Raw genomic sequence first — 22,821 nt, 5'->3', positions numbered from 1 at the left:
TTGCAGCGTACCGGATTCGGCTTACCTGATAGTGACAGTCCGCACCGATTGATTTACGACAATTCTAAAAAGCAGGGGCTTGCCGGTCCGTCTGGCGGAATAGGTCTGCCGCAAGCAATGCCCGTAACTGCAGGACGTCGAGGATAACACCATGCCAGCCTACCGTTCGAGAACCACCACCCACGGCCGCAACATGGCCGGTGCCCGCGGCCTGTGGCGCGCAACAGGTATGAAGGATAGCGATTTCGGCAAGCCGATCATTGCCGTCGTCAACTCCTTCACGCAGTTCGTGCCCGGCCACGTGCACCTGAAGGATCTTGGCCAGCTGGTGGCGCGCGAGATCGAGGCGGCCGGCGGCGTCGCCAAGGAATTCAACACCATTGCCGTCGACGACGGCATCGCCATGGGCCATGACGGCATGCTTTATTCGCTGCCATCGCGTGAGCTGATCGCCGACAGCGTCGAATACATGGTCAACGCCCATTGCGCCGATGCCATGGTCTGCATTTCGAATTGCGACAAGATCACCCCGGGCATGCTGATGGCTTCGCTCCGCCTCAACATCCCGACCGTCTTCGTCTCCGGCGGCCCGATGGAAGCCGGCAAGGTCACCATGCACGGCAAGACCTTGTCGCTCGACCTCGTCGATGCGATGGTGGCTGCAGCCGACGACAAGATCAGCGACGAAGACGTCGCCGTCATCGAGCGCTCGGCCTGTCCGACCTGCGGCTCGTGCTCGGGCATGTTCACCGCCAACTCGATGAACTGCCTGACGGAAGCGCTCGGTCTCTCGTTGCCGGGCAATGGCTCGACGTTGGCCACCCATTCAGACCGCAAGGAGCTGTTTCTGGAAGCCGGCCGTCGTATCGTCGATCTCGCCAAGCGCTACTACGAGAAGGACGATGTCACGGCACTGCCGCGCACCATCGCCTCCAAGGGCGCCTTCGAGAACGCCATGGCGCTCGACATCGCCATGGGCGGATCTACCAACACGGTCCTTCACATCCTGGCCGCAGCCCACGAGGGCGAGGTCGACTTCACGATGGACGACATCGACCGCCTGTCTCGCAGGGTGCCTTGCCTGTCGAAGGTGGCACCGGCCAAATCCGACGTCCACATGGAAGATGTCCATCGTGCCGGCGGCATCATGGCAATCCTCGGCGAGCTGGAACGCGCCGGCCTGCTGAATTCCGACCTGCCGACCATCCACGCGCCGACGCTCGGCGATGCGATCGCACAATGGGATATCGCCGTCACCGCCAACCCGGCAGCACTGAAGCTGTTCAGTGCGGCTCCGGGTGGCGTGCCGACGCAGGTAGCCTTCAGCCAGAGTTCGCGCTGGGACGACCTCGACGTCGACCGTGAAAAGGGTGTCATCCGCAGCGCCGAGCATCCGTTCTCCAAGGATGGCGGACTGGCTGTTCTCAAGGGCAATCTCGCCGTAGACGGATGCATCGTCAAAACGGCAGGCGTCGATGAAAGCATTCTGAAGTTCTCCGGCCCGGCCCGCGTCTTCGAAAGCCAGGATTCGTCGGTCAAGGCGATCCTTGCCAACGAGGTCAAGGCCGGCGATGTCGTTGTCATCCGTTACGAAGGTCCGAAGGGCGGTCCTGGCATGCAAGAGATGCTCTACCCAACCAGCTATCTGAAGTCGAAAGGTCTGGGCAAAGCCTGCGCTCTCATCACCGATGGTCGTTTTTCGGGCGGCACGTCCGGCCTGTCTATCGGTCATGCGTCGCCGGAAGCTGCCAATGGCGGTACGATTGGCCTGGTGCGCGAAGGCGACATGATCGACATCGATATCCCGAACCGCTCCATCAGCCTGCGCGTCAGCGACGAGGAGCTCGCAGCCCGCCGCGCCCAGCAGGATGCACAGGGCTGGTTCCCGGTCGAGAAGCGCAAGCGCAACGTCACGACGGCGCTCAAGGCCTATGCCGCCTTTGCCACAAGCGCCGACAAGGGCGCGGTGCGCGATCTCAGCGGCCGTTAGATAAACAATTGGCCGCAGTTTTCACCGCGGCCGACATTCTTCTAGAGAAGCCCTTGCCATCGAAAACCTGGTAGGGGCTTTTTTATTCAAGGTGTTACCGCAGCAGTGACCGTGCCGGTCAGTTCGGACGGGCGAGGTTCTTGTAGGCGACATCCAGCTGCTTCAGGCGGTCCTCGTAAGAGGTCTTCAAGCATGCCGCATCTGCGCCGCAGGCCTGGCGCTTCTTCAGCCAGGCGCTCTGTTCGTCCTGCAGCGTGCCGCGCGATCCCATGGCGAGAAGGCCGGAGATCAGCTCGAAGGTCGTGGCCATCTTGACGTCGGCATCGTTCAGGCTGCGGGTGTCGCAGATCATTTTCTCGTCCGGCTGAAGCGTCTTGCCGTCGCAATCGAAGCTGGCGGCCTTTGCCGAGCCTAGCGGCGACAGGATCGGCAGCAAGCCGACAAGGGCTGCGCAAACTAGGTTGGCAGACCGGCGGCGGGTGGTGAATGTCAGAGGCGAATGATCCATCTTTTGATTCCGATTTCAGAAAGTTATGGCGCTTGGTTGATGATGCACTTCCGCTCGAGAATCAGCCAGATTTGCACACTGCTGTACTCCTAACCCATTCCGGACCGTTTTGTTCAAACCGCGTACGCGCAAAGCCTCCGGCTGGCTTGAAGTTCCATGATTGCGCCCTCTTTCCTTTCTAGCGTTCGCGGTTACAACGTTGCTTCCACAGACACTTTATAAAGGGTTCCCCATGCAAGGTTTGCTCAAACGCGCTGCGATCCCTATGCTCGCGCTCGTCGTCACGCTTCCCGCCCCGGTCTACGCCGAGACGGCCAAGGCCGTGCCGGAAAACAAGATGGAAATGCAGCTTTCCTTCTCGCCGCTGGTCAAGCAGACGGCTGGCTCGGTCGTCAATGTCTACGCGGAACGCGTCGTGCACCAGCAGTCTCCTTTCGCCGGGGATCCCTTCTTCCAGCAGTTCTTCGGCCAGCGCATGCCGAACCGCACGGAAAAGCAGACCTCGCTGGGCTCCGGCGTCATCGTCGAGGCGAACGGCACGATCATCACCAACAACCACGTGGTCGATGGCGCCGACGACATCAAGATAGCGCTTTCAGATGGCCGCGAATTCCCCTGCAAGGTGGTCCTAAAGGATGACCGGGTCGATCTCGCCGTGCTGAAGATCGACACGAAAGAGCAGTTGCCGATGCTGCCGATCGGCAATTCCGATACGCTCGAGGTCGGCGACCTCGTGCTTGCCATCGGCAACCCCTTCGGCGTGGGCCAGACGGTAACCAGCGGTATCGTTTCGGCGCTTGCCCGCAACCAGGTGAAGAACGAGGTCGGGTTTTTCATCCAGACTGACGCTGCGATCAACCCCGGCAATTCCGGTGGGGCGCTGATGAACATGAAAGGCGAACTCATCGGCCTCAACACGGCGATCTTCTCGCAGAGCGGCGGGTCGAACGGCATTGGCTTCGCCATTCCCGCCAATCTCGTGCGCGTCTTCCTCGCCGCCGCCGATCGCGGTGACAAGAGTTTCGAGCGTCCTTACATCGGTGCCACCTTTGAGCCGGTGACCTCAGAAGTTGCCGATGCGCTTGGCCTGAAGCGGGTTCGCGGAGCCCTGATCACCAAGGTCACCGACAACGGTCCCGCCGCCAAGGCCGGTCTCAAGGCTGGCGAAGTCGTCACCGCCCTCAACGGCGTATCCGTCGAGCATCCCGATGCTCTTGGCTACCGTCTGACAACCGCCGGCCTCGGCGCGACGGTATCGCTGACCGTGCTCGACAACGGCAATGAGCGGGAAGCGAAAATGACGCTGGCAAGCGCTCCCGAAACGCAGCCGCGCGAGGAGAAGCTGATTACCGGCAGCAATCCATTCTCCGGTGCGACAGTGGCCAACCTGTCGCCGCGCGTGGCGGATGAGTTGCACATGCCGACCGATACGGCCGCAGGCGTCGTTGTCGAAAAGCTGAAGGATGATTCCGCCGCTGCGCGTCTCGGCTTCCAGCCGAAGGACATCATTATCTCCGTCAATGGCACGCCCATTACCAATACCAAGAGCCTCGCAGCAATTGCTGCCAGCGAACCCGATATCTGGCGCGTGGAAATCGAGCGGGACGGTCAGCGCATCCGGCAATTCTTCCGATGAGCAACGACCTGTTTGCGCCGCAGATCCCGGCATCGGTCGCCAGCAAGCGACCGTTGGCGGACCGTCTGCGGCCGCAGACGCTGGCAGACGTCACGGGCCAGCAGCACCTCACTGGCGAGGACGGCGTGCTGCGGCGGATGATCGAGAGCGGTTCGCTCGGATCGATGATTTTCTGGGGCCCGCCCGGTACCGGCAAGACCACCGTGGCGCGGCTGCTGTCAGGCGAGGCAGGTCTCGCATTCGAGCAGATCTCGGCGATCTTCTCCGGCGTTGCAGACCTCAAGAAGATGTTCGAGACCGCCCGTATGCGGCGCATGGACGGCCGCCAGACATTGCTGTTCGTCGACGAAATTCACCGCTTCAATCGCGCCCAGCAGGACAGCTTTCTGCCCGTCATGGAGGACGGCACCGTCATTCTGGTCGGTGCGACGACAGAAAACCCGTCCTTCGAACTGAACGCCGCTCTGCTGTCTCGCGCCCGCGTGTTGACGTTCCGCGCCCATGACGAGGACAGTCTGCGTGAACTGCTGCAGCGTGCCGAGCGGGTGGAGGCAAAGCCGCTGCCGTTGACCGACGACGCTCGTGACAGTTTGCTCCGGATGGCAGATGGCGACGGTCGTGCGGTGCTGACGCTTGCCGAGGAGGTCTGGCGGGCGGCGCGGGCGGATGAGGTATTCGACACCGCGGCCCTGACAGAAATCGTCCAGCGGAGGGCGCCTGTCTACGACAAGGCGCAGGATGGGCACTACAATCTGATTTCAGCGCTGCACAAGTCGGTGCGTGGGTCGGACCCGGATGCGGCGCTCTATTACCTGGCACGGATGTTCGATGCCGGTGAGGATCCGCTCTATCTCGGACGACGCCTCGTGCGCATGGCGGTCGAGGATATCGGGCTTGCCGATCCGCAGGCTCTGGTCATCTGCAACGCAGCCAAGGACGCCTACGACTATCTGGGCTCGCCCGAGGGCGAACTGGCTTTCGCGCAGGCCTGCGTCTATCTGGCAACCGCACCGAAATCGAACGCGGTCTATACGGCTTTCAAGGCGGCGACGCGGGCAGCCAAGGAGAATGGTTCGCTGCTGCCGCCCAAGCATATCCTCAACGCCCCCACCAAGCTGATGCGCGGCGAGGGATATGGCGACGGCTATCGCTACGATCACGACGAGCCGGATGCTTTTTCAGGCCAGGATTACTTTCCCGAGAAACTCGGACGTCAGAAATTCTACGATCCACCCGAGCGGGGTTTTGAGCGCGATATCAAGAAGCGTCTGGAATGGTGGGCAAAGCTTCGCAAGGAGCGGGCCGGCGAGTGAACCGGGCGCCGTCCTCTACCCCGCTGCAGCCCTCTGAATGCGCGGCGCTAACGCCTTCTCGATGAGCTTGACGCTCGATTCGGCGAGGCCTTTGTGGCCCTCCATATCGACCACCAGATGCCAGTGGCCGGTCTCGGGAACGGTGAGGCGGATCGGTGACTTCTTGGCGACGCCACCGACGAACTGATGCTTGAGCGTCTCCTTGAAACGCTGGAAATTTCCACCCGTCATCAGCCTGACATTGGCGACCGCAGAGAGGGTGATTTCAATCGTTGTCTCTGCGCGCTGGTCGCCCAGATCGTAATGGGTGTAACGGAAGGCTGGCTTTGGCATCTCGGTCATCTCATGTCGCGTCCGACACCAAAATATCCACCAGGTGGTTAAGGAAGAATGGAGTCGGACGCGTTTCGGACCTATCAACGCAACTTAGTGGCTAGTGAAGGACTTGATTTCCAACCCGTCGAAGCCGAGCACGATATTTTCGGGCAACTGGCAGACTTCGGCAGGATTGCGGTCACATTCCTCGCGGGCAAAGTGAAGCGCTGCAGTCTCGTTGGCGAAGAGACCGCCGATACGTCCGAGGCGGTCCTGCACGATCCAGCCGCCGTGACCGTCGCGCCCGACCAGGAAGCGGGCAGCGGACGAAGCGGCAAGCGAGCCGGTCGAGCGATGTTGGAGCGGTTCGGCTTCGTCGCGTTGGGTATTGGAGCGGGGCATTGATATTCCTTTCAGGCAGTTTTGTCTGGCATCGGCCGGTATTCTACCGGCGCTGCGTCACGGTTATGAATGTATGCCGGCAGGCATAGGGTTTCCATTTCGGGCGACAGCTCGGAATATTAAAATCTCATATCCTCATGGACCGGCCCTGGAGGTCGGGGACGACAGTGCAGGGCTTGTGCTCCAGGCCATGGAGCAGGGTCAACGCGTCGCGGATGGCAGTCTCCGTCTCGGGCTCGACCGAGACCAGCGGCAAGCGTACCGCCGTGCTGACAGGCCTGCCGTCCAGCTGCATCGCCTGTTTGACCGTCGCGGGGATACTTTCGGCAGCAAGCGCCCGCCACAGCGGCAGCAAGCGCTGCTGCAGGCTGAGAGAGGCCGCGAGGTTACCGGCGGCGGCTTGGTGCTGGAGAGCCGCGCTCATCTGCGGCGCGACGTTGGCAGCGTCAGAAAAGCAACCGGCACCGCCTGTCATTGCAAACGCGAGGGCTACAGCGTCATTGCTGGTATAGAGACCTACACGTCGCGGCAGCAACTCCGTCCACGCGCCGAGGCGGCCGATGTCTCCGCCACCGTCGCAGATGCCTATGACGCTGCCGATTTCGCCGAGCCTTTCGATCGTAACCGGCGCGAGGTCGATCCCTGCATGGGCTGGCCTGTTATCGATGATCAAAGGCAGATCGATGGCGTCGGCAATGCTTTCGAAATGGGCAAGGATGCCCCGCTGCGTGGGCTTGGAATAATAGGGGACGGTTATCAGCGCGGCAGACGCACCGGCGTTGCGGGCCTGCCGGGTCGCGGCGATCGTCTTGGCGGTACAGTTGCTGCCTGTCGCTGCAATGACCGGCACCTTGGCCGCTGCCGTCTCCACGCAGATCGCAATAACGGTCTGCCGTTCGTGATCCGACAGCACGGGACCTTCTCCGGCGAGGCCACAAACAGCAAGACCGTCGATGCCGCTGGCGATCTGCCAGGACACATGGTCCATCAACGCGTTGCTGTCGATGGCATCATCGCGAAAGGGGGTGATGAGCGATGTGATCGCGCCACCGATGCTCCGCTTGCGGGCGGCGCTGTCGAGGTAAATCGTTCTCATGGGAATGGCTGCTCACAGATAGGAAAACAGGATAGCGATCTCGACGCTGCCGAGCACGATGCCGAAGACAAGCATGATCATTGCCGTGCGGCGCGCCCGCAGGCGACGGCGGTTGGTCTGGCTCATGAGCAGGCAAGCCGATCTGGTTCGGCAGGGTCAGGCCGCTTGGGCCAGGTGGCGTAGGGCATGGTTCACCTCTGCAATCGATGCAGTGATGGTAATGCCGGGCTTCATAGGAAAGCCATACGAGCCCGAGCGGCCGAGAATAAAGACTTCATAAAAATAGAGGTCGTGCGTGGCGACTGAGCTCAGACTAAAGCGCGGCGATTTTCGCGGTCGAGCTGTGTGACCAGAGCGAGGATCGCCTCGGATGTCGGCGTCGGCACGCCTGAAAGGCGACCGCACGATACGACCATGCCGACGAGCGGCGTGATCTCCAGCGGCTTGCCGGCCAGCAGGTCCTGCAGCATGGATGTGCGGACATCGCCGATCCTCTTCGACTGCTCGAGCCGTTGCTCGACCGACATCGTGAAACTCGCGCCGAGCGCTTCGCCCACCGCCTTGACCTCCGTCATCACCTGCGAAACCATGTTGGCGAGCGCCGGGTCGGCCATGATGTCCGACATCCTCGCCCTCGTCAGTGCGCTGATCGGGTTGAAGGCCGCATTGCCCATCAGCTTGCTCCAGATCTCGTTGCGGATCAGGGGCGTCGTGCTGACATTGAGGCCGCCGGATGTCAGGAGGTGGGTAATCGCCTCGAGGTCGGCGGTGTTTTCGCCTGAGGGTTCGCCAAGCACGAAGCGACCGTCGTTGCTCAGATGGATTTCTCCGCGCGCTGTGACTTCGGCGCCCTGGTAGGCAACGCAGCCAATCACCCGGTCGGGGCCAATCGAGCGCCACAGGACACCGCCGATGTCCAGTTCCTCGAACTGAGTCTCCGCATGCTTGCTCTGGGTGTCCCGATGAAAATACCACCAGGGTATCCCGTTCAGAACCATGACAACGCGGGTGGTGGCGTGCAGGAGGGAACTGATGCCAGTTGCTGCCGCGCCGAGTTGATGACCCTTCAGGCCGGTGATGATCAGATCCTGCGGGGGTAATGTGCTGGTATCGTCCGTGGCAGTCACGTGGACTGTCAGCGGTTCCGTTGCTCCCGCCGTCCAGAGCTTGAGCCCGTGCTGCCGGATGGCGTCGAGATGAGCGCCGCGCGCTACGACGGATACAGTGACGTCCGCAAGGGCTCCGCTGGCCAGCCGCGTAGCGATGGCGCCTCCGAGCGCGCCGGCGCCAAAAATGCAGATTGTCTTGATCGATGACGAGGGCATTGCAATCTCCGCGATCTCAGATGGACGTTTCGTATTGACAGCGCTCGCCGTGGCACCGATGCGCCAGACCCCGGACCTTTCGGCAAGGAGCCTGGCGCAACAATCAGGTTCAGACTGCGCCGCCGTGCAGGCCGCCAAGCAGCCACAAGACGATCAGGACGAGCAACACCAGGCCCAGCACGCCGCCGAGGCCACGTCCGCCGTAACGACCATGGGCATAATAACCGCCACCGCCACCCAACAACAAAACCAGAATTACGATGATCAGAATCGTTCCCACGGTGATCACTCCCTTGCTTAGCATCCCGACAAATCACAACAAAGCCAATGCTTTGAGAGGTCCGGTATGATCGGCCATATAGAACTGCAAAGCCGTTAGTCCATGGAGCCCTGCGACAATTCGACAATCTTGACATGCCGGCTTGGCCAGAGACGAACGTTGCTGTTGCATGGTTTGTCTACGGCTGGATGGCGATGCCGGCCTCGATAGCGGCCTCGATAAATGCCTTGCGGGCGTCCTCGTCGGTGCGTTTGCCTTGCCGCACCTCGGCGCATATCAGTAGCGCCCGGTCGAGCGCTGGACCGTCCTCCTGTGGCCAATCCTCGATCATTGCCCAGGATGCTGCCTGTGTTGTGGCGATAGTCACAAAGGTTTCCGGACCTTCGAGCGCCAGGGTAACCGGCTGTTTCCAGGGGGTGTCCATATTGCCGACCTTTTTTCATGATAGTTGCCGAAGGATCCCTCATAGGCGGTTTTGGGAGCCTATGCGAGCGCCTGATGGCAAATCTGAAGAATACAGCAGGTGCCGATGGTTAGTCGACTTTGCGGATTCAGACTGAGAGGCAGGTGATAGAGGACTTGAACGCGCTAATGAGGTCAGCGGTGTGCCACCAGGACCAATCCGGTCTCACGGGGTCTGGTCGGGTGACAACGGCGCAGGCACGCCCTCCCGGATGTGCGCGGAGAACCCGGGCGACAGTCCGTCGGCCTTGGCCTTTTCGTCAATATGAGACAATCGTTTCAGCTCTTCGAGCGGCAAACGCGTATCGAGCGCCTTCTGGTCGTAGGCATAATCCGGGACATAACCGTTGACGACAAGACGCCAGTCGAAGGGCAGGGCGTCGCCCACAGCCCGCACCATCTGGATGACTGCCGTGGTGCAGTTGGTCGTCAGCGAGTTGTAGAATTTCGGCTTTTCGGCAAGCGCGTTGGCGTCGGCCACATAGGCCAGCAGCAGTGCCCGTGCTCCGGCCGGGGAGATATTCATCCGATAGAGCTGCACATCCTCGCCGCGCACGTTCGAGCGCACGCCGACCACGTCGCGCTCGTCGGCGGCGATGATCACCAGCGGATTGCTCTTGAACAGGTCGGCGACGGGGGAGAAAGCTCCACCCTTTCGGCGCCTGACCTCGATCGACCAAGCCAGCTGCCGCCCATCGGCAAACCCGAAGCTGACAATCATGTGGGCCATCACCGGCCCCGACCAGTAGGACATGAACAGGTCGACCGTCCTGACCGTACCGAGATCGTAGCTTCTGCTCTCCCAGTGCGGGGTGAAATCCGTGTCGCTCCGCCAGTCGAACGCCCGCACGTCGCTGAGTGTTAGCTGGTTACCCTCGATCCTGCCCGTCACCTGACGCGCCACATCAGGCGCCCAGTCTACTGTGGACGGGGGCGTGATCGTTGTCCACCAGGCAATAACAAGCACGGAGGCTACCGCGAATGCCGAAAGACATGAGGCTCGTCTGCGGCCGAACAGGCCAACGACCGTAGCAAGCCCGCCCAAGGCAAAGATACCGGCACAGACGGCGCGCCATACCTCTGGCAAGGGCAGGCGATACCAGAGGGCCAGCGACGCCCATGCTGCGACGGCGACGACGAGCAGGATAAGCCCGAACAAAAGCAGGGCGCGGCCGATAGTCTTCAACGGTTTATTCCTCGCTACCGACGGGGTTTTCGCTGAGGAAAGTGGCGCCGATGTGGAGTTCGGCAACAGGGTGCGCAGGAAGATATCGCCGCCGGCCATATTAATCCGGCCACTTGGTTCCGACCGGGCGAATTCGATGGGCGCCGGAGGTCGCTATTGCAAGCTTGCTGCGGATTGCGCCCATTGCATCGCGGCATTGGCCATCGTCGCCATATGTTCTGCAGCGGAAGGGCCGGAAATCGTCTTGCGCGGCTTCAGGTCATGATCGCCGTCATCGAGCCAGAGTAACGCGATGCTGTCCGACAGGTCATAGTGCAAAACCTCGTCGCGGCTACCCAGAAGATCGCGCGTCCCCTGGCAGATCAGCGTCGGCGTACGCAACTGCCGCAGATGAGCCGTCCGCAGGTTTTCCGGCTTGCCCGGCGGGTGGAAGGGGTAGCCCAGGCAAAGGAGGCCGATGATTGCCTTGTCGTCATGGAGTTCGTCGGCGATCATGCTGGCGACCCGTCCACCCATCGATTTTCCGCCGATGATCAGCCGACCGTGAGCCCCGAGTGCCGTCACCGCCGCGCGATATTCCTCCATCAGCATCTCCGCCTTAGGCGGCGGCCTGCGCACGCCTGAAATGCGTCGTGCTGCCATGTAGGCGAACTCGAAGCGGGCGACCCGGAAGCCAGCTGTCGCCAACGCATCCGATGCCGCCGACATCGAGCCCGAATCCATCGGTCCGCTGGCACCGTGGGCGAGAAGTATGGTGTAGGGAGCGTCGGCAGCGCCGGATAACAGGAATTCCGGGATGAAAACTGACGTCATGAGGCACCTCGGCTGGTTACAGGGACGATATGCCTTACGGTAGACAGAAGTTTTATGTCCACCACCACGAAAAAAGGCCCTCGCTCGAACGAGCGAAGGCCTTCTTGAACCAACGGTTCGAAGCCGTGCCTCGGCTCCGGCCAGCGCGTTGATATTACTTGGCGAGACGCAGGTTGAGCTGTGCAACGCCGGCTGCAACGTTCAGGCCGGTGCTAGTTTCGCCGCTGAGTGGCTGCAGGCCGAAGTTCTTGGAAGAACCGCCGACCAAAGCGTTTGCGCCAAGACCGATGCCGACCGAGGCGCCGGCGGAAGCGCCGACATAGTTGCCTGCCAGCGCGCCTTCACCGGTGCGGGTCGGGTTGACGTTGTAGACGAGCCAGCTCAGGTAGGCCTTGCCGGTGACACCGATATCGATGCCGAGCTTGCCGATCGAGCCGACATAATGTTCGGCCTTGCCGTTGCGCTGCTTGAATTCGCAGCTGACAGCCTTGCTCGATCCGAGAATCATGCCGACGCCACCGGCGACCGTGCAGGAAAGCGTGCCAAGCCGCTCCTTCGGCTGGGTGGCGACAACGCCGGTGCCCTTGTGCCTTGGCGCAGCGTCCGCAACGGAGGCGAATGCAACGGCGGCAGTGGCGGCGATGATGACAAGATTTTTCATGGGTAGGTCCTCAGTGATTGATGCCCCAAGAACGCAGCAGATCGAAGAAGGTTCAATCGTTTGCGTGGCGAGATGCTGGCGTTGCCGATCTAGCCGGTCAGTTCGCCCGTCACGAACTGCGCCCGCCCCATGCCGAACGACCAGTCTTCGTCGCTGTTTTCGATGATTGAGATCATGACATCAGATGAGGCGATGCCACAGCTATCGTGAAGCGCCTTTGCCATAAGTTCGTAGAAATTGAGTTTTTCCTCCCGGCTTCGAGGACGCGTGACCACCTCGATCAGGATAAACTTCTCCGACCTTTGAATATCGAGCCCCGTATCGAGTGCCTTCAGATGCGATGGTTCGTATTCGTTCAACAATTGATAGCGATCCCGCTCCGGCACGTTGAACGCCGTTACCACCGTATGGTGGATCGTATCGAGAAGTTGGCTCGTCTCTGCGGGGGAACGGCCTCTGACGACGTTGATTTTAATGAGTGGCATCGTTTCAATCCATTTTCTGTAGCGGGTTGGCTGCCGCTATAGATGCGCTCGAGGTCAGAGACTTCCAGACCGCCTCTCATCCGATTTTGCCCCACTCGATATTTTGGATACGCGTCCAGCGAGAACGCGCCGGCCCTCATGAACCCGGAGCGCCCAGCCGCAGGGGGCGTGTTCCGAGCCTTGCGCCGGTGACGGCATCGATGGCGATTGGCTCGATTTCATGGCCTGACTCGACGTCGATGTAGCGTGCGAGTTCTCCGTCGCAATGTCGGTGTGCCCATGCGCCGATCATCATCAGGACGGGCAGGAAGTCGCGACCGGCTTCGGTGAGGACGTATTCCTCCCGGGGTGGGCGCTCGGAGTAGAGCCGTTTCTCAAGCAGCCCGTCTTCGGTCAGCGCCTTCAGGCGCTTGGTCAACATGGTCGGAACGATGCCGAGGCTTTTACGAAACTGGTCGAAACGCGTCAAACCGGCGTGGGCGTCCCGCAGGACGAGAATACTCCAGGCATCTCCGATTGCCTCAAGGCTTCGAGCGACCGGGCATTGCAGCGGTGTAGGACTTTGCAGCGGTGTAGGACTTTTCATTTCGTATCTTTTCGATAGTGACAGAGTATCAAAAAGATAGTAACATGCTTCCAGACCTTTATCCACTCCCTTGGAAAGCTGATGAGATGACAAACAGAAATAACAGCGTCGCGCTGGTGACAGGCGCTTCCTCAGGCATCGGTCTGGTGACGGCACAGGCGTTGGCAAAGGCCGGCTACCGGGTCTTCGGAACCAGCCGCAAGCCTGTCGCGAGCACTGCGGTCATCACCATGCTTGTCTGCGACGTCACGGATGAGGCGTCCGTGCAGGCCGCCATCGCTGCCGTTCTGGATCAGGCAGGCCGTATCGATCTGGTCGTCAACAATGCGGGCGTCGGTCTTCTCGGTGGCGCAGAAGAATCGTCCATTGCGCAGGCCCAGCGGCTGTTCGATGTGAATGTCTTCGGCGTCGCCCGTGTCGTCAACGCCGTGTTGCCAGTGATGCGCCAGCAGAAGAGCGGCCGGATCATCAACATGAGCTCGATCCTCGGCCTCATTCCATCGCCCTTCAATGCCTTTTACGCCTCGACCAAGCACGCGATCGAAGGCTATTCGGAATCGCTCGACCATGAAGTGCGCACATTTGGTATCCGCGTCGTCCTCGTCCAGCCCGGCGTGACGCGCACCTCGTTCGAGGAAAACCTGACGCGCGCCGACCGTCCGCTTTCAGCCTATGCCTCCGAGCGCGATCGAAGCGAAAAGCTCATGCGCAGATGGGTGGAAACCGGCGATGCACCTGAGGTGGTTGCAGACGTCGTCGTCAAGGCAGCCATGGCAGAAAGGCCGAAGCTGCGCTACTCCGCCGGCAAGCAGTCCACCCAGGCCCGCTCGCTCCGCCGTTTCATGCCCGAGCGCCTGGTCGACCGCATCCTGCGCAAAGTCAACGGACTGCCTGCTTGAGGGCAGGTCGGTACGGAATGGGGCGCATCGGCAGTGACGCCGACATGTATCAATAAGGCATCCTGCCAAAGGACGTTTTAGACCTCCAATTGAAAATGGGCGGCTGTTGCCAGCGCGCCCATTTTTATTGTCAGCTCGGTTTATTGCCGAGTGGGAAGACTACTCCTCCGATCAAGAGCAACCGCTGGTCGCGCCGCAGGTGTCGCACTTTTCGCAGGTGCCGTTGCGGACCATCGTGAAGTTCTGGCATTCGCCGCACATGCTGCCGGTGTAGCCCTGCATGATCGAGCGGGTGCGGCGTTCGGCTTCCAGCTTCTTGGCATCGGCCTTCGCGGTTGCCGCTGCATCGGCTGCTTCGTCCGAGAACAATGCAGTGTTTTCTTCCGCCATTTCTTCAGCCAGCTCCTTGGCGCGTTCGTCGTATTCGCGCTTGAAGGAGACGACTTCCGATGTCGAGATCGCGGCGATCGTTTCGAGCTTGCGCACCGCGCTGCCTGAGAATGCCGTGATCGTGGCGCCGCCGGACGATGCCTTGGCAGGGGCCGCGGTGGCAGCCCCCTTCGGCTCGTTGGTCTTGCCGACCAGCGTCGGCTTGTAACCACGCGTCAAACCCTTCGAGACGACATCGGCCTTGCCTTCCGAAACACCGCGACCGAGCGAGGTGTTGTTGAAGTCCGAAGTGTCGACATGGGCAAGGTCATGACGGCCGAGGTAGGAGACGGCAAGTTCGCGGAACACATAGTCGAGGATCGACGTGGCGTTCTTGATGGCGTCGTTGCCCTGGACGATGCCGGCCGGCTCGAACTTGGTGAAGGTGAAGGCGTCGACATACTCTTCCAGAGGTACGCCGTACTGCAGGCCGAGCGACACCGAGATGGCGAAGTTGTTGATCAGCGCGCGCAGTGCCGAGCCTTCCTTGTTCATGTCGAGGAAGATTTCGCCAAGGCGGCCGTCGTCGTATTCACCGGTGCGCAGGAACAGCGTATGACCGCCGATCTTGGCCTTCTGTGTGTAGCCCTTGCGGCGGCCGGGCAGCTTTTCCTGCTCGCGGCTGACGCGCTCGATCACCCGTTCGATGATCTTCTCCGTGATGGTGACGGCTTGGGCCGCCGCCGGCTGCTGCAGCAGTTCCTCCAGCGCATCTTCGTTGTCGTCGTCGTCGATCAGCGATGCATTCAGCGGCTGCGAAAGCTTGGAGCCGTCGCGATAGAGCGCGTTGGCCTTCAGGCCGAGCTTCCAGGACAGCATGTAGGCGTTCTTGCAATCCTCGACGGTCGCGTCGTTGGCCATGTTGATGGTCTTCGAGATGGCGCCCGAGATGAAGGGTTGTGCGGCCGCCATCATCCGGATGTGGCTGTCGACCGACAGGTAGCGCTTGCCGATCTTGCCGCAGGCATTGGCGCAATCGAACACGGCCAGGTGCTGGTCCTTGAGGAAGGGTGCGCCTTCCAGCGTCATCGCCCCGCAGATGTGGATGTTGGCAGCCTCGATCTCCTTCTTGGAGTAGCCGAGGTGGTCGAGCAGGTTGAAGCCCATGTCGGCCATCTGCGCGTCTGTGACGCCCAGCGTGTCGCGCATGAAGTCGGCACCCAGCGTCCACTGGTTGAACACGAACTTGATGTCGAACGCAGATTTCAGCGCGCCGTTGACGGCTTCGATCTTGTCGTCGGTAAAGCCCTTGGCGCGCAAGCTACCGGGGTTGACGGCCGGTGCCTGATTCAGGTTGCCATGGCCGACGGCATAGGCTTCCATCTCGGCCAGCTGGCTCTCGGAATAGCCGAGCGCCCGCAGCGCTTCCGGTACGGCACGGTTGATGATCTTGAAGTAGCCGCCACCGGCGAGCTTCTTGAATTTCACCAGCGCGAAGTCCGGCTCGATGCCGGTCGTATCGCAATCCATGACGAGGCCGATGGTGCCTGTCGGCGCGATGACGGTGGCCTGGGCGTTGCGGTAACCGTGCTGTTCGCCGAGCGCCAGTGCCTTGTCCCAGGCAGCCTTGGCATGGACGACCAGATCCTGATCAGGGTTTTCGGAGTGGATGAGGGCGACCGGGTTGATCGACAGCCCCTCATAGCCCGTTGTCTCGCCATAGGCAGCGCGGCGATGGTTGCGGATGACGCGCAGCATCGATTCGCGGTTCGGCTTGAACATCGGGAACGGCCCGAGCTCGGAAGCCATTTCCGCCGAGGTGGCATAGGAGACGCCGGTCATGATAGCCGTCAGCGAGCCGGCAATGGCACGCGCGTCGTCGCTGTCATAGGGAATGCCCGACGACATCAGCAGGCCGCCGATGTTGGCGTAGCCGAGACCGATAGTGCGGTACTGATAGGAGCGCTCGGCGATCTGGCGGGACGGGAACTGCGCCATCATTACCGAGATTTCGAGAACCACGGTCCACAGGCGGACAGCATGTTCGTAATCGGCGATGTTGATGCGCTTGGTGGTGGCATCCTTGAACTGCAGCAGGTTCAGCGAGGCGAGGTTGCAGGCGGTGTCGTCGAGGAACATGTATTCCGAGCACGGATTGGAGGCGCGGATCGGGCCTTCAGCCGGCGAGGTGTGCCAGTCGTTCATCGTCGTGTTGAAATGCAGGCCCGGATCGGCAGACGCCCAGGCGGCGTAGGAAATCGTTTCCCACAGGTCGCGGGCCTTCAGCGTCTTCATCACGCGGCCGTCCTTGCGGGCAGTCAGGTTCCAGTCGCCATCCTGTTCGACAGCGCGCAGGAAGTCGTCCTTGATGGAGACCGAGTTGTTGGAATTCTGGCCGGACACCGTGAGGTAGGCTTCCGAATCCCAGTCGGTGTCGTAGGTCTTGAACTTGAGGTCGGTATAGCCCTGGCGGGCAAACTGGATGACGCGCTGGACATAGTTTTCCGGCACCTGGTCCTGCTTGGCAGCACGGATCTGGCGCTTCAGCGCGACGTTCTTCATCGGGTCGAACGGGTCGTCCTTGCCGCCTTCGAGGCAGGCCTTCATGATCGCTGTCAGGTGACGGGCAACGACCTTGGAGCCGGTGACGAGGGCCGCAACCTTCTGCTCCTCCTTGACCTTCCAGTTGATGTATTCCTCGATATCCGGATGGTCGATGTCGACCACCACCATCTTGGCAGCCCGGCGCGTCGTGCCGCCAGACTTGATGGCGCCGGCAGCCCGGTCACCGATCTTGAGGAACGACATCAGGCCCGACGAACGTCCGCCGCCCGACAGCTTTTCGCCTTCGCCGCGCAGATAGGAGAAGTTGGAGCCGGTGCCGGAGCCGTACTTGAAGAGACGGGCTTCGCGAACCCAGAGGTCCATGATGCCGCCTTCGTTGACGAGATCGTCCTCGACCGACTGGATGAAGCAGGCATGCGGCTGCGGATGCTCATAGGCCGACTTCGACTTGGTGAGCTTGGCGGTGAAGGGGTCGACGTAATAGTGACCCTGGCCGGGGCCGTCGATGCCATAGGCCCAGTGCATGCCGGTGTTGAACCACTGTGGCGAATTCGGTGCGACGCGCTGAGTGGCGAGCATGTAGGCGAGCTCGTCGCGGAAGGCGAGCGCATCGTCTTCCGACGAGAAATAGCCGCCCTTCCAGCCCCAGTAGGTCCAGGTGCCGGCAAGGCGATCGAAGACCTGGCGGGCATCGATTTCGGAACCGGTCTGTTCGTCCTTCGGCAGACCCTTCAGAGCAGCCTCATCGGGAACAGAGCGCCAGAGAAAGGAAGGAACATCGTTTTCCTCGACCTTCTTCAGGCGCGTGGGCACGCCCGCCTTGCGGAAATACTTCTGTGCCAGGATATCGGCAGCGACCTGGCTGAACTGGGCAGGCACATCGATGTTCTCGAGGCGGAAGACGATCGACCCGTCCGGATTCTTGATCTCGCTGATTGCCTTGCGGAATTCGACCTCCGCGTAAGCACTCTGACCGGGCTTGGTGAAACGTCTTTCGATGCGCATCTGGGTCTACCTCTTTTGGGGTGCGCCCAACCTTGAAAGGGGGCGCGAATATGGTCTTCCGGCATCGCGTTTCATCGCGCCGCCAGTGTTCATCCCGTATCGTACAGGAGTCGTCATCCGGAGATGCGCTTCTGTATCTTGTGGAGATTGTGGCTGCAAACACTAAATATAGTATTAAACAGACAATTTATCCAGTCCCGTGTGTTGCCCGGCAGCGCTTTTCGCAATCATCGGAACTGCCCTCGAGAAGACGCCTGTCATGGGCGTCCAGCGCGATTTGAAACTCGATTTTTGAAAAGGAACCGGCCTCGTTACAATATCCGGTCCGTCACCGCCTTAACGTGGTCTCATTAAGTTTGAAACGTGCCGGATCGTCAAGGGCTGGTTTTTAATGTTCGGCTAACCACAATATCTTGTGGGTGAGCCTGTGGAAACTGGGGGAAACGAGAAAGCCCCGTAAAGTCAGACGCTTGCGCGGCGACCTTGCTATCCGGCTATCGATAACGGCTTGCGCCGCCTGCCATATGGGCCGAAAAAACGACAAGATTTCCATCGTTGCAGAAAGGTCACTCGGTAACGTGCCAAGGGCCGGTAACGGCAGCGATTCGCGTGCCAAAATGCCAACAATTGCCGAGGCTTGGAGGCATAGGGATAATCGGTCGTGTGAAGAGTGGGCGGCGGCAGGGCCACTCTGGGCATGCAGCCACCGGGCAGTCATTCCGGTGGCTTGATTCGTGGGAGACGGCCTTGCCAGATCAGCCGCGCGTGCCCTTGGCGATCGGCTCCTGGTAGCTGAACCCCATGTCCCAGGGAAAATAGATCCAGGTGTCCTGGCTGACCTCGGTGATGAAGGTGTCGATCACCGGAACGCCCTTGGGCTTGGCATAGACGCAGGCGAAATGCGCGTTCGGCAGCATGGCGCGGACCTCGGCGGCCGTCTTGCCGGTATCGGTCAGGTCGTCGACGACAAGCACGCCTTCGCCGCCTTTTTCCAGCAGCGCTGGCGTGATGCCCTTCAGCACGGCCATTTCACCCTGGGTGACGTAATCGTGGTACGAGGCGATGCAGACCGTCTCGATCAACCGGATGTTGAGTTCGCGTGAAATGATGGCCGCCGGCACGAGGCCGCCGCGCGTAATGCAGACGATAGCGTGGAACTCACGGTCGAGACCGGCAAGCCGCCAGGCGAGCGCCCTTGCATCGCGGTGAAACTGGTCCCAGGAAACGGGAAAGGCTTTATCGGGGAGGGACATGGATCTTGGCTCCGGCAGGCACGGGGATGACGACGCGCCGGGGATCACCGACGACCGCAGGCAGAGTTTCCGTCACCGCCGGGCTAGGCCCGGTCCCGAAACGCAATTCGCGCAGCGAAAGCGACTGCGCGAAAAAGGTCCCGGAGAGGATTTCTGCTTTTGGTCGTCGTTATTAGCGGGATTTGCCGCCAAAACGCAAGAGCAGGCGGTATCGGCCTCAGCGCGACAGCAGGGTCAGCGCCGTCATCGATTTCAGCATGGTCTTGGTCGTCCCGCCGAACAGCATCTCCCACAGCCGCGATTGGGTGTATGCGCCCATCACCAGCAGGTCGATGCTATCTTCCGCCAGCCGCTTCTCGATGATCTGCGAAGCAGACTTGTCGCCGCTTTCGGTGGTCGTCAGCGTCGCCTTTACGCCCCGCCGCACAAGCGCTGCCGAAATATCGGCGCCGGTTGCCGGCGCCTTGCTGCGGTTGTCGGCCGGATCGATGGAGAGGATCTCGACAGAGTCCGCAGCTTCCAGGAAGGGCATCGCATCGAAGGTGGCGCGGGCTGCTTCCTTCGAGCCGTTCCACGCGATCAGCACGCGCCTGATCGGGTTCGGAGCCTTGAGGATATAGGGTACCATCAGCACCGGGCGGCCGCTTTCGAACAGGAAGCTTTCCACATCTACATGTCCGTCGGAAGGATGGGCCGGGTCCGGCTGGACCGCGATGATCAGGTCGGCGCTGCGGGCCGTTTCGATGATGGGCTGTGAATCATAGCCTGCCGAACTGGCAAAGCTGCGCCATTCGAACGACCCGCCGCTGGCCGTTGCCTTGGCATGAAACAGCTGCTCGATAGTCACTGCCTCGGTACGGGCCATGTCCTGCAGCGCCTGTACTGCAATCGGGTCCGGGATCTCCATCGGCGCCACCATCGGTACCGGCGAAACGATCTCGGCGTGGAGGCCAATGACATGGCTGTTGTTGCCAGCCGCCAGCGAGAACGCAATATCGGAAGCGATGCCGGCATTTTGCGGCACGTCCAGAATAGTGACGATGGTTCTAAAGGCCATGGGATCTCCTTGGGTCATGAATGGACGTTGCCGTCATGTGGCGGTTTCCGCCGCATGACGAAATTGCGCCCTAAGCCTCTGCCGAATGGTTTTCCTCGACCTTTGCCTTGCGGATGGTCTCGATCATCTGTCTTACTTCTTCGGCAGCAGCCTGCATCGCCGCCTCGGTGCGCGCCCGCACAACGATCTCCGTCGAAAAACTCTGCCCGAGATAGCGGGGGTATGAGCCTATGCTGGTTTCCGGATGAGCCTTCTGGATAGCGCCGAGCGGTGTGCCGATATCGCCTTCTCCGAACGGGCAGGCAACTGCCGTCGACAGCATCGGCGTGCCCGTGCGCAGGGTCGGAATGACATTGTCCAGCATGGCCTGGAACACCTGCGGCACGCCGGCCATCACATGCACGTTGCCAATGGTAAAGCCGGGTGCGGTCGAGACCGGGTTGGCGATATGAGTTGCGCCGACGGGCATGCGCGCCATGCGCTGGCGGGCCTCGGTGAAAGGCATGTCACGGCGCTCGTACATGTCAGCCATCAACTTCATGGCTTCGGCATCATGCTCGCAGGGAACGCCAAAAGCCTTGGATATAGCATCGGCGGTGATGTCGTCGTGGGTCGGGCCGATGCCGCCGGAGGTGAAAACGTAGTCGTAGGTGCCGCGCAGCGCATTCAATGCCGCAACGATCGCGTCTTCCTCGTCGGAGACGATGCGAACCTCCTTGAGGTCGATGCCCGAGAGCAGCAGGATGTCGGCGAGGTGGCCGATATTCTTGTCTTTTGTCCGGCCGGACAAAAGCTCGTCGCCGATGGCGAGCATCGCGGCGGTGATGATCTGGTCTGTCATAGCAGTCTTTGCCTTCTCTCAACGGTTCCGGCGAAACTTACAGCAAAACGCGCCGTCGGGAAGACCCGGATTCGATCGCAAAAAATGAACGCCAAGGAAAATCGTTCAATATAAATGAACAGTCCGTATCTGGGACCCTATCTGGAACGGAGCCCGCCGTTGGGCTAACTGTCGATCATCAGCACAGGGATGCTGCGAGGCACGATATATGCTGTTGGAATTCATCAAACGCATTCTCTCCGGTTCGCCGTCTGCGGCGCCGTCAACACTCCCAGCAAAGGAAGAGAAGAAAATGGCCAAGGTCCTGGTTCTATATCATTCCACATATGGTCACATCGAAGCGATGGCTTACGCAGTCGCCGAAGGCGCAAAGTCGGCCGGTGCCGAAGTTGTCGTCAAGCGCGTGCCGGAGCTGGTGTCCGACGAAGTCGCCAAGGCATCGCACTACAAGATGGACCAGGCAGCGCCGATCGCCACCGCCGATGAACTTGCCGAATACGACGCAATCATCGTTGGCGCCGGCACCCGCTTCGGCACCGTCGCTTCGCAGATGCGCAACTTCTGGGATCAGACCGGCGGCCTGTGGTTTGGCGGCAAGCTGGTCGGCAAGGTCGGCTCGGCCTTCACGTCGTCCGCCAGCCAGCACGGCGGACAGGAGTCCACCATTCTCGGCTTCCTGCCGACCTTCCTGCATCACGGCATGGCTGTCGTCGGTCTTCCCTACAGCTTCGCCGGCCAGCTCGGCACCGAAGAAGTCAAGGGCGGCTCGCCTTACGGCGCAACGACGATCACCAACGGCGACGGCTCGCGCATGCCTTCTGAAATCGAACTCGAAGGTGCAAGGTTCCAGGGCGCCCACGTGGCAAAGATTGCCGCCAAGCTCGCCTGATTTTCGCTCGTGAATAACTGGAAAGCGCGGCCGTGAGGTCGCGCTTTTTGCATGAAATACAGATGCGTTAAGAAGATCAGATGGTGCGGACGACGGGGGTCGAACCCGTACAGCCAAGGCCGAGGGATTTTAAGTCCCTTGCGTCTACCAGTTTCGCCACGTCCGCCTGCCTTTCAAATCAACGAGTTTGACGATTCCGTCAACCCGGCGATCTCAGATATCGCTACGCAGGAGGAGCTACTGGCTCGTCTTCTGCTCCCGGACGGCTCATCAGCCGGCGACCAGAAGGTCCGGCGTCCATCGCGCCCGGATGCGGTTGAAGGCGTAGCCCATCGCCACGCCGGCAATCGCTCCACCACCCTTGACGATGGCGTCGTGCAACCGAGCATGGCGGGTTGGCGAAAACTCCTGCAGGAACTCGAAGCCGAGTGCGCCTGCGACCAGAAGAACTCCGATCGATTTCCAGTGGCGTGGGTAGGCCAGCACGAAAACAAGACCGGCAAGCGCATAGGCGCCGGCTCGGTCGATATTGACCGTCGTCAGCGTATGCGGCCTGAGGTCAATCGGCGAAACAGTGGAGAAGAGAATAAAGGCGAGCACGAACCATGCCGCGCCCTTCAGGAGGATTCGTGTCATCATACCGTCATAATAGGCAGGCTCACGGCGGAATAAAGGCTTGGCATCCACACGCCAAAAGGGGCGGTCTAAAAAAGACGAAGCCCGCCAACCCGGATACACCAGGCGCGTAGCGGGCCTCTAACCATCATCATGATGGCTTGCCGTATAGAGTGCACCGCGCGAGTAGATGTCAATCCAAAGAAATGAGGGGTTGAGCCTTGTCGTCTGCGACGATTCTTTCGCAAGAGACACTATGAAGCGGTTCAT

At 60.9% G+C, this 22,821-nt stretch carries 22 protein-coding genes and 1 tRNA gene; 5 read left to right on the top strand and 18 right to left on the bottom strand.

Annotated features, from left to right (window positions below; genetic code table 11):
- Positions 1 to 151: 151 nt before the first annotated feature.
- Positions 152 to 1,990: a dihydroxy-acid dehydratase gene (gene ilvD, locus J5278_RS11710; protein ID WP_219258273.1), complete on the top strand. Its 1,839-nt coding sequence runs from the start codon at positions 152 to 154 to the stop codon at positions 1,988 to 1,990.
- 118 nt (positions 1,991 to 2,108) lie between these two features.
- Here ilvD and J5278_RS11705 read toward each other — a convergent pair whose 3' ends face one another.
- Positions 2,109 to 2,498 (bottom strand): lysozyme inhibitor LprI family protein, encoded by a 390-nt coding sequence (locus J5278_RS11705; RefSeq protein ID WP_209183605.1) that lies wholly within the window; start codon positions 2,496 to 2,498, stop codon positions 2,109 to 2,111.
- Positions 2,499 to 2,730: 232 nt separating this feature from the next.
- On the opposite strand from J5278_RS11705, the gene J5278_RS11700 reads away from it, so the two are divergent.
- Together J5278_RS11700 and J5278_RS11695 are read left to right on the top strand one after the other, a co-directional pair.
- Positions 2,731 to 4,134: a DegQ family serine endoprotease gene (locus J5278_RS11700; RefSeq protein ID WP_209183606.1), complete on the top strand. Its 1,404-nt coding sequence runs from the start codon at positions 2,731 to 2,733 to the stop codon at positions 4,132 to 4,134.
- Positions 4,131 to 5,447, top strand: coding sequence for a replication-associated recombination protein A (locus tag J5278_RS11695; RefSeq protein ID WP_209183607.1), 1,317 nt, complete (start codon positions 4,131 to 4,133; stop codon positions 5,445 to 5,447). Before J5278_RS11700 ends, J5278_RS11695 begins: the two co-directional genes overlap by 4 nt.
- Positions 5,448 to 5,462: 15 nt before the next feature.
- Here the strand turns inward: J5278_RS11695 and J5278_RS11690 are convergent, their stop codons facing one another.
- The 11 genes from J5278_RS11690 to J5278_RS11640 all read right to left on the bottom strand — a co-directional run bounded on the left by J5278_RS11690 (position 5,463) and on the right by J5278_RS11640 (position 13,058).
- Positions 5,463 to 5,780 carry a DUF1883 domain-containing protein gene (locus J5278_RS11690; protein ID WP_142823567.1) on the bottom strand — a complete coding sequence of 106 codons (318 nt, stop codon included), beginning with the start codon at positions 5,778 to 5,780 and terminating at the stop codon, positions 5,463 to 5,465.
- Positions 5,781 to 5,873: 93 nt separating this feature from the next.
- Positions 5,874 to 6,164: a hypothetical protein gene (locus tag J5278_RS11685; RefSeq protein WP_209183608.1), complete on the bottom strand. Its 291-nt coding sequence runs from the start codon at positions 6,162 to 6,164 to the stop codon at positions 5,874 to 5,876.
- 127 nt (positions 6,165 to 6,291) lie between these two features.
- On the bottom strand, positions 6,292 to 7,260 hold the full coding sequence (gene dapA, locus J5278_RS11680) for a 4-hydroxy-tetrahydrodipicolinate synthase (protein WP_209183609.1): 969 nt from the start codon (positions 7,258 to 7,260) through the stop codon (positions 6,292 to 6,294).
- A 308-nt stretch (positions 7,261 to 7,568) separates the two neighbouring features.
- The gene (locus J5278_RS11675; protein WP_209183610.1) at positions 7,569 to 8,585 is read right to left on the bottom strand and encodes a ketopantoate reductase family protein; all 1,017 of its coding nucleotides are present in this window, start codon (positions 8,583 to 8,585) and stop codon (positions 7,569 to 7,571) included.
- A gap of 109 nt (positions 8,586 to 8,694) precedes the next feature.
- A complete protein-coding gene (locus J5278_RS11670) occupies positions 8,695 to 8,865 on the bottom strand; it encodes a DUF3309 family protein (protein WP_142823568.1) in 171 nt (56 codons plus the stop codon).
- Positions 8,866 to 9,043: 178 nt separating this feature from the next.
- On the bottom strand, positions 9,044 to 9,289 hold the full coding sequence (locus J5278_RS11665; RefSeq protein ID WP_209183611.1) for a DUF982 domain-containing protein: 246 nt from the start codon (positions 9,287 to 9,289) through the stop codon (positions 9,044 to 9,046).
- A 204-nt stretch (positions 9,290 to 9,493) separates the two neighbouring features.
- A complete protein-coding gene (locus J5278_RS11660) occupies positions 9,494 to 10,513 on the bottom strand; it encodes a DUF4105 domain-containing protein (RefSeq protein ID WP_247749087.1) in 1,020 nt (339 codons plus the stop codon).
- Positions 10,514 to 10,666: 153 nt separating this feature from the next.
- Positions 10,667 to 11,326 carry an alpha/beta family hydrolase gene (locus tag J5278_RS11655; RefSeq protein WP_209183613.1) on the bottom strand — a complete coding sequence of 220 codons (660 nt, stop codon included), beginning with the start codon at positions 11,324 to 11,326 and terminating at the stop codon, positions 10,667 to 10,669.
- Positions 11,327 to 11,480: 154 nt separating this feature from the next.
- Positions 11,481 to 11,987 carry a DUF992 domain-containing protein gene (locus tag J5278_RS11650; RefSeq protein ID WP_111220714.1) on the bottom strand — a complete coding sequence of 169 codons (507 nt, stop codon included), beginning with the start codon at positions 11,985 to 11,987 and terminating at the stop codon, positions 11,481 to 11,483.
- Positions 11,988 to 12,076: 89 nt separating this feature from the next.
- Entirely contained in the window at positions 12,077 to 12,472 is a 396-nt protein-coding gene (locus J5278_RS11645; protein WP_209183615.1) for a tautomerase family protein, read from the bottom strand.
- 136 nt (positions 12,473 to 12,608) lie between these two features.
- The gene (locus tag J5278_RS11640; RefSeq protein ID WP_209183616.1) at positions 12,609 to 13,058 is read right to left on the bottom strand and encodes a helix-turn-helix domain-containing protein; all 450 of its coding nucleotides are present in this window, start codon (positions 13,056 to 13,058) and stop codon (positions 12,609 to 12,611) included.
- An 86-nt stretch (positions 13,059 to 13,144) separates the two neighbouring features.
- Between J5278_RS11640 and J5278_RS11635 the strand changes: the two genes are divergently transcribed.
- Positions 13,145 to 13,957: an oxidoreductase gene (locus J5278_RS11635; RefSeq protein ID WP_209183617.1), complete on the top strand. Its 813-nt coding sequence runs from the start codon at positions 13,145 to 13,147 to the stop codon at positions 13,955 to 13,957.
- A gap of 171 nt (positions 13,958 to 14,128) precedes the next feature.
- On the opposite strand, the gene J5278_RS11630 is transcribed toward J5278_RS11635, so the two are convergent.
- The 4 genes from J5278_RS11630 to J5278_RS11615 all read right to left on the bottom strand — a co-directional run bounded on the left by J5278_RS11630 (position 14,129) and on the right by J5278_RS11615 (position 21,047).
- Positions 14,129 to 17,896 (bottom strand): vitamin B12-dependent ribonucleotide reductase, encoded by a 3,768-nt coding sequence (locus J5278_RS11630; protein ID WP_209183618.1) that lies wholly within the window; start codon positions 17,894 to 17,896, stop codon positions 14,129 to 14,131.
- A gap of 755 nt (positions 17,897 to 18,651) precedes the next feature.
- Positions 18,652 to 19,149 (bottom strand): xanthine phosphoribosyltransferase, encoded by a 498-nt coding sequence (gene gpt, locus J5278_RS11625; RefSeq protein WP_142822306.1) that lies wholly within the window; start codon positions 19,147 to 19,149, stop codon positions 18,652 to 18,654.
- Positions 19,150 to 19,366: 217 nt separating this feature from the next.
- Positions 19,367 to 20,206 carry a universal stress protein gene (locus tag J5278_RS11620; RefSeq protein WP_209183619.1) on the bottom strand — a complete coding sequence of 280 codons (840 nt, stop codon included), beginning with the start codon at positions 20,204 to 20,206 and terminating at the stop codon, positions 19,367 to 19,369.
- A 70-nt stretch (positions 20,207 to 20,276) separates the two neighbouring features.
- Positions 20,277 to 21,047 (bottom strand): competence/damage-inducible protein A, encoded by a 771-nt coding sequence (locus J5278_RS11615; RefSeq protein WP_209183620.1) that lies wholly within the window; start codon positions 21,045 to 21,047, stop codon positions 20,277 to 20,279.
- Positions 21,048 to 21,339: 292 nt separating this feature from the next.
- Here J5278_RS11615 and wrbA point away from each other — a divergent pair, with 292 nt between their 5' ends.
- On the top strand, positions 21,340 to 21,936 hold the full coding sequence (gene wrbA / locus J5278_RS11610) for an NAD(P)H:quinone oxidoreductase type IV (RefSeq protein WP_111220820.1): 597 nt from the start codon (positions 21,340 to 21,342) through the stop codon (positions 21,934 to 21,936).
- 81 nt (positions 21,937 to 22,017) lie between these two features.
- Here wrbA and J5278_RS11605 read toward each other — a convergent pair.
- Positions 22,018 to 22,102, bottom strand: a tRNA-Leu gene (locus tag J5278_RS11605).
- Between the two features lie 104 nt (positions 22,103 to 22,206).
- On the bottom strand, positions 22,207 to 22,572 hold the full coding sequence (locus J5278_RS11600; RefSeq protein WP_224128470.1) for a VanZ family protein: 366 nt from the start codon (positions 22,570 to 22,572) through the stop codon (positions 22,207 to 22,209).
- Positions 22,573 to 22,821: the final 249 nt, after the last annotated feature.

Origin of the sequence: Rhizobium sp. B21/90, assembly GCF_019355815.1 — a bacterium.
GTDB classification, from domain to species: Bacteria; Pseudomonadota; Alphaproteobacteria; order Rhizobiales; family Rhizobiaceae; genus Rhizobium; species Rhizobium rhododendri.
The sequence above is the reverse complement of the archived record's forward strand: the minus strand, read 5'-3'. Positions and strand labels throughout refer to the sequence as shown.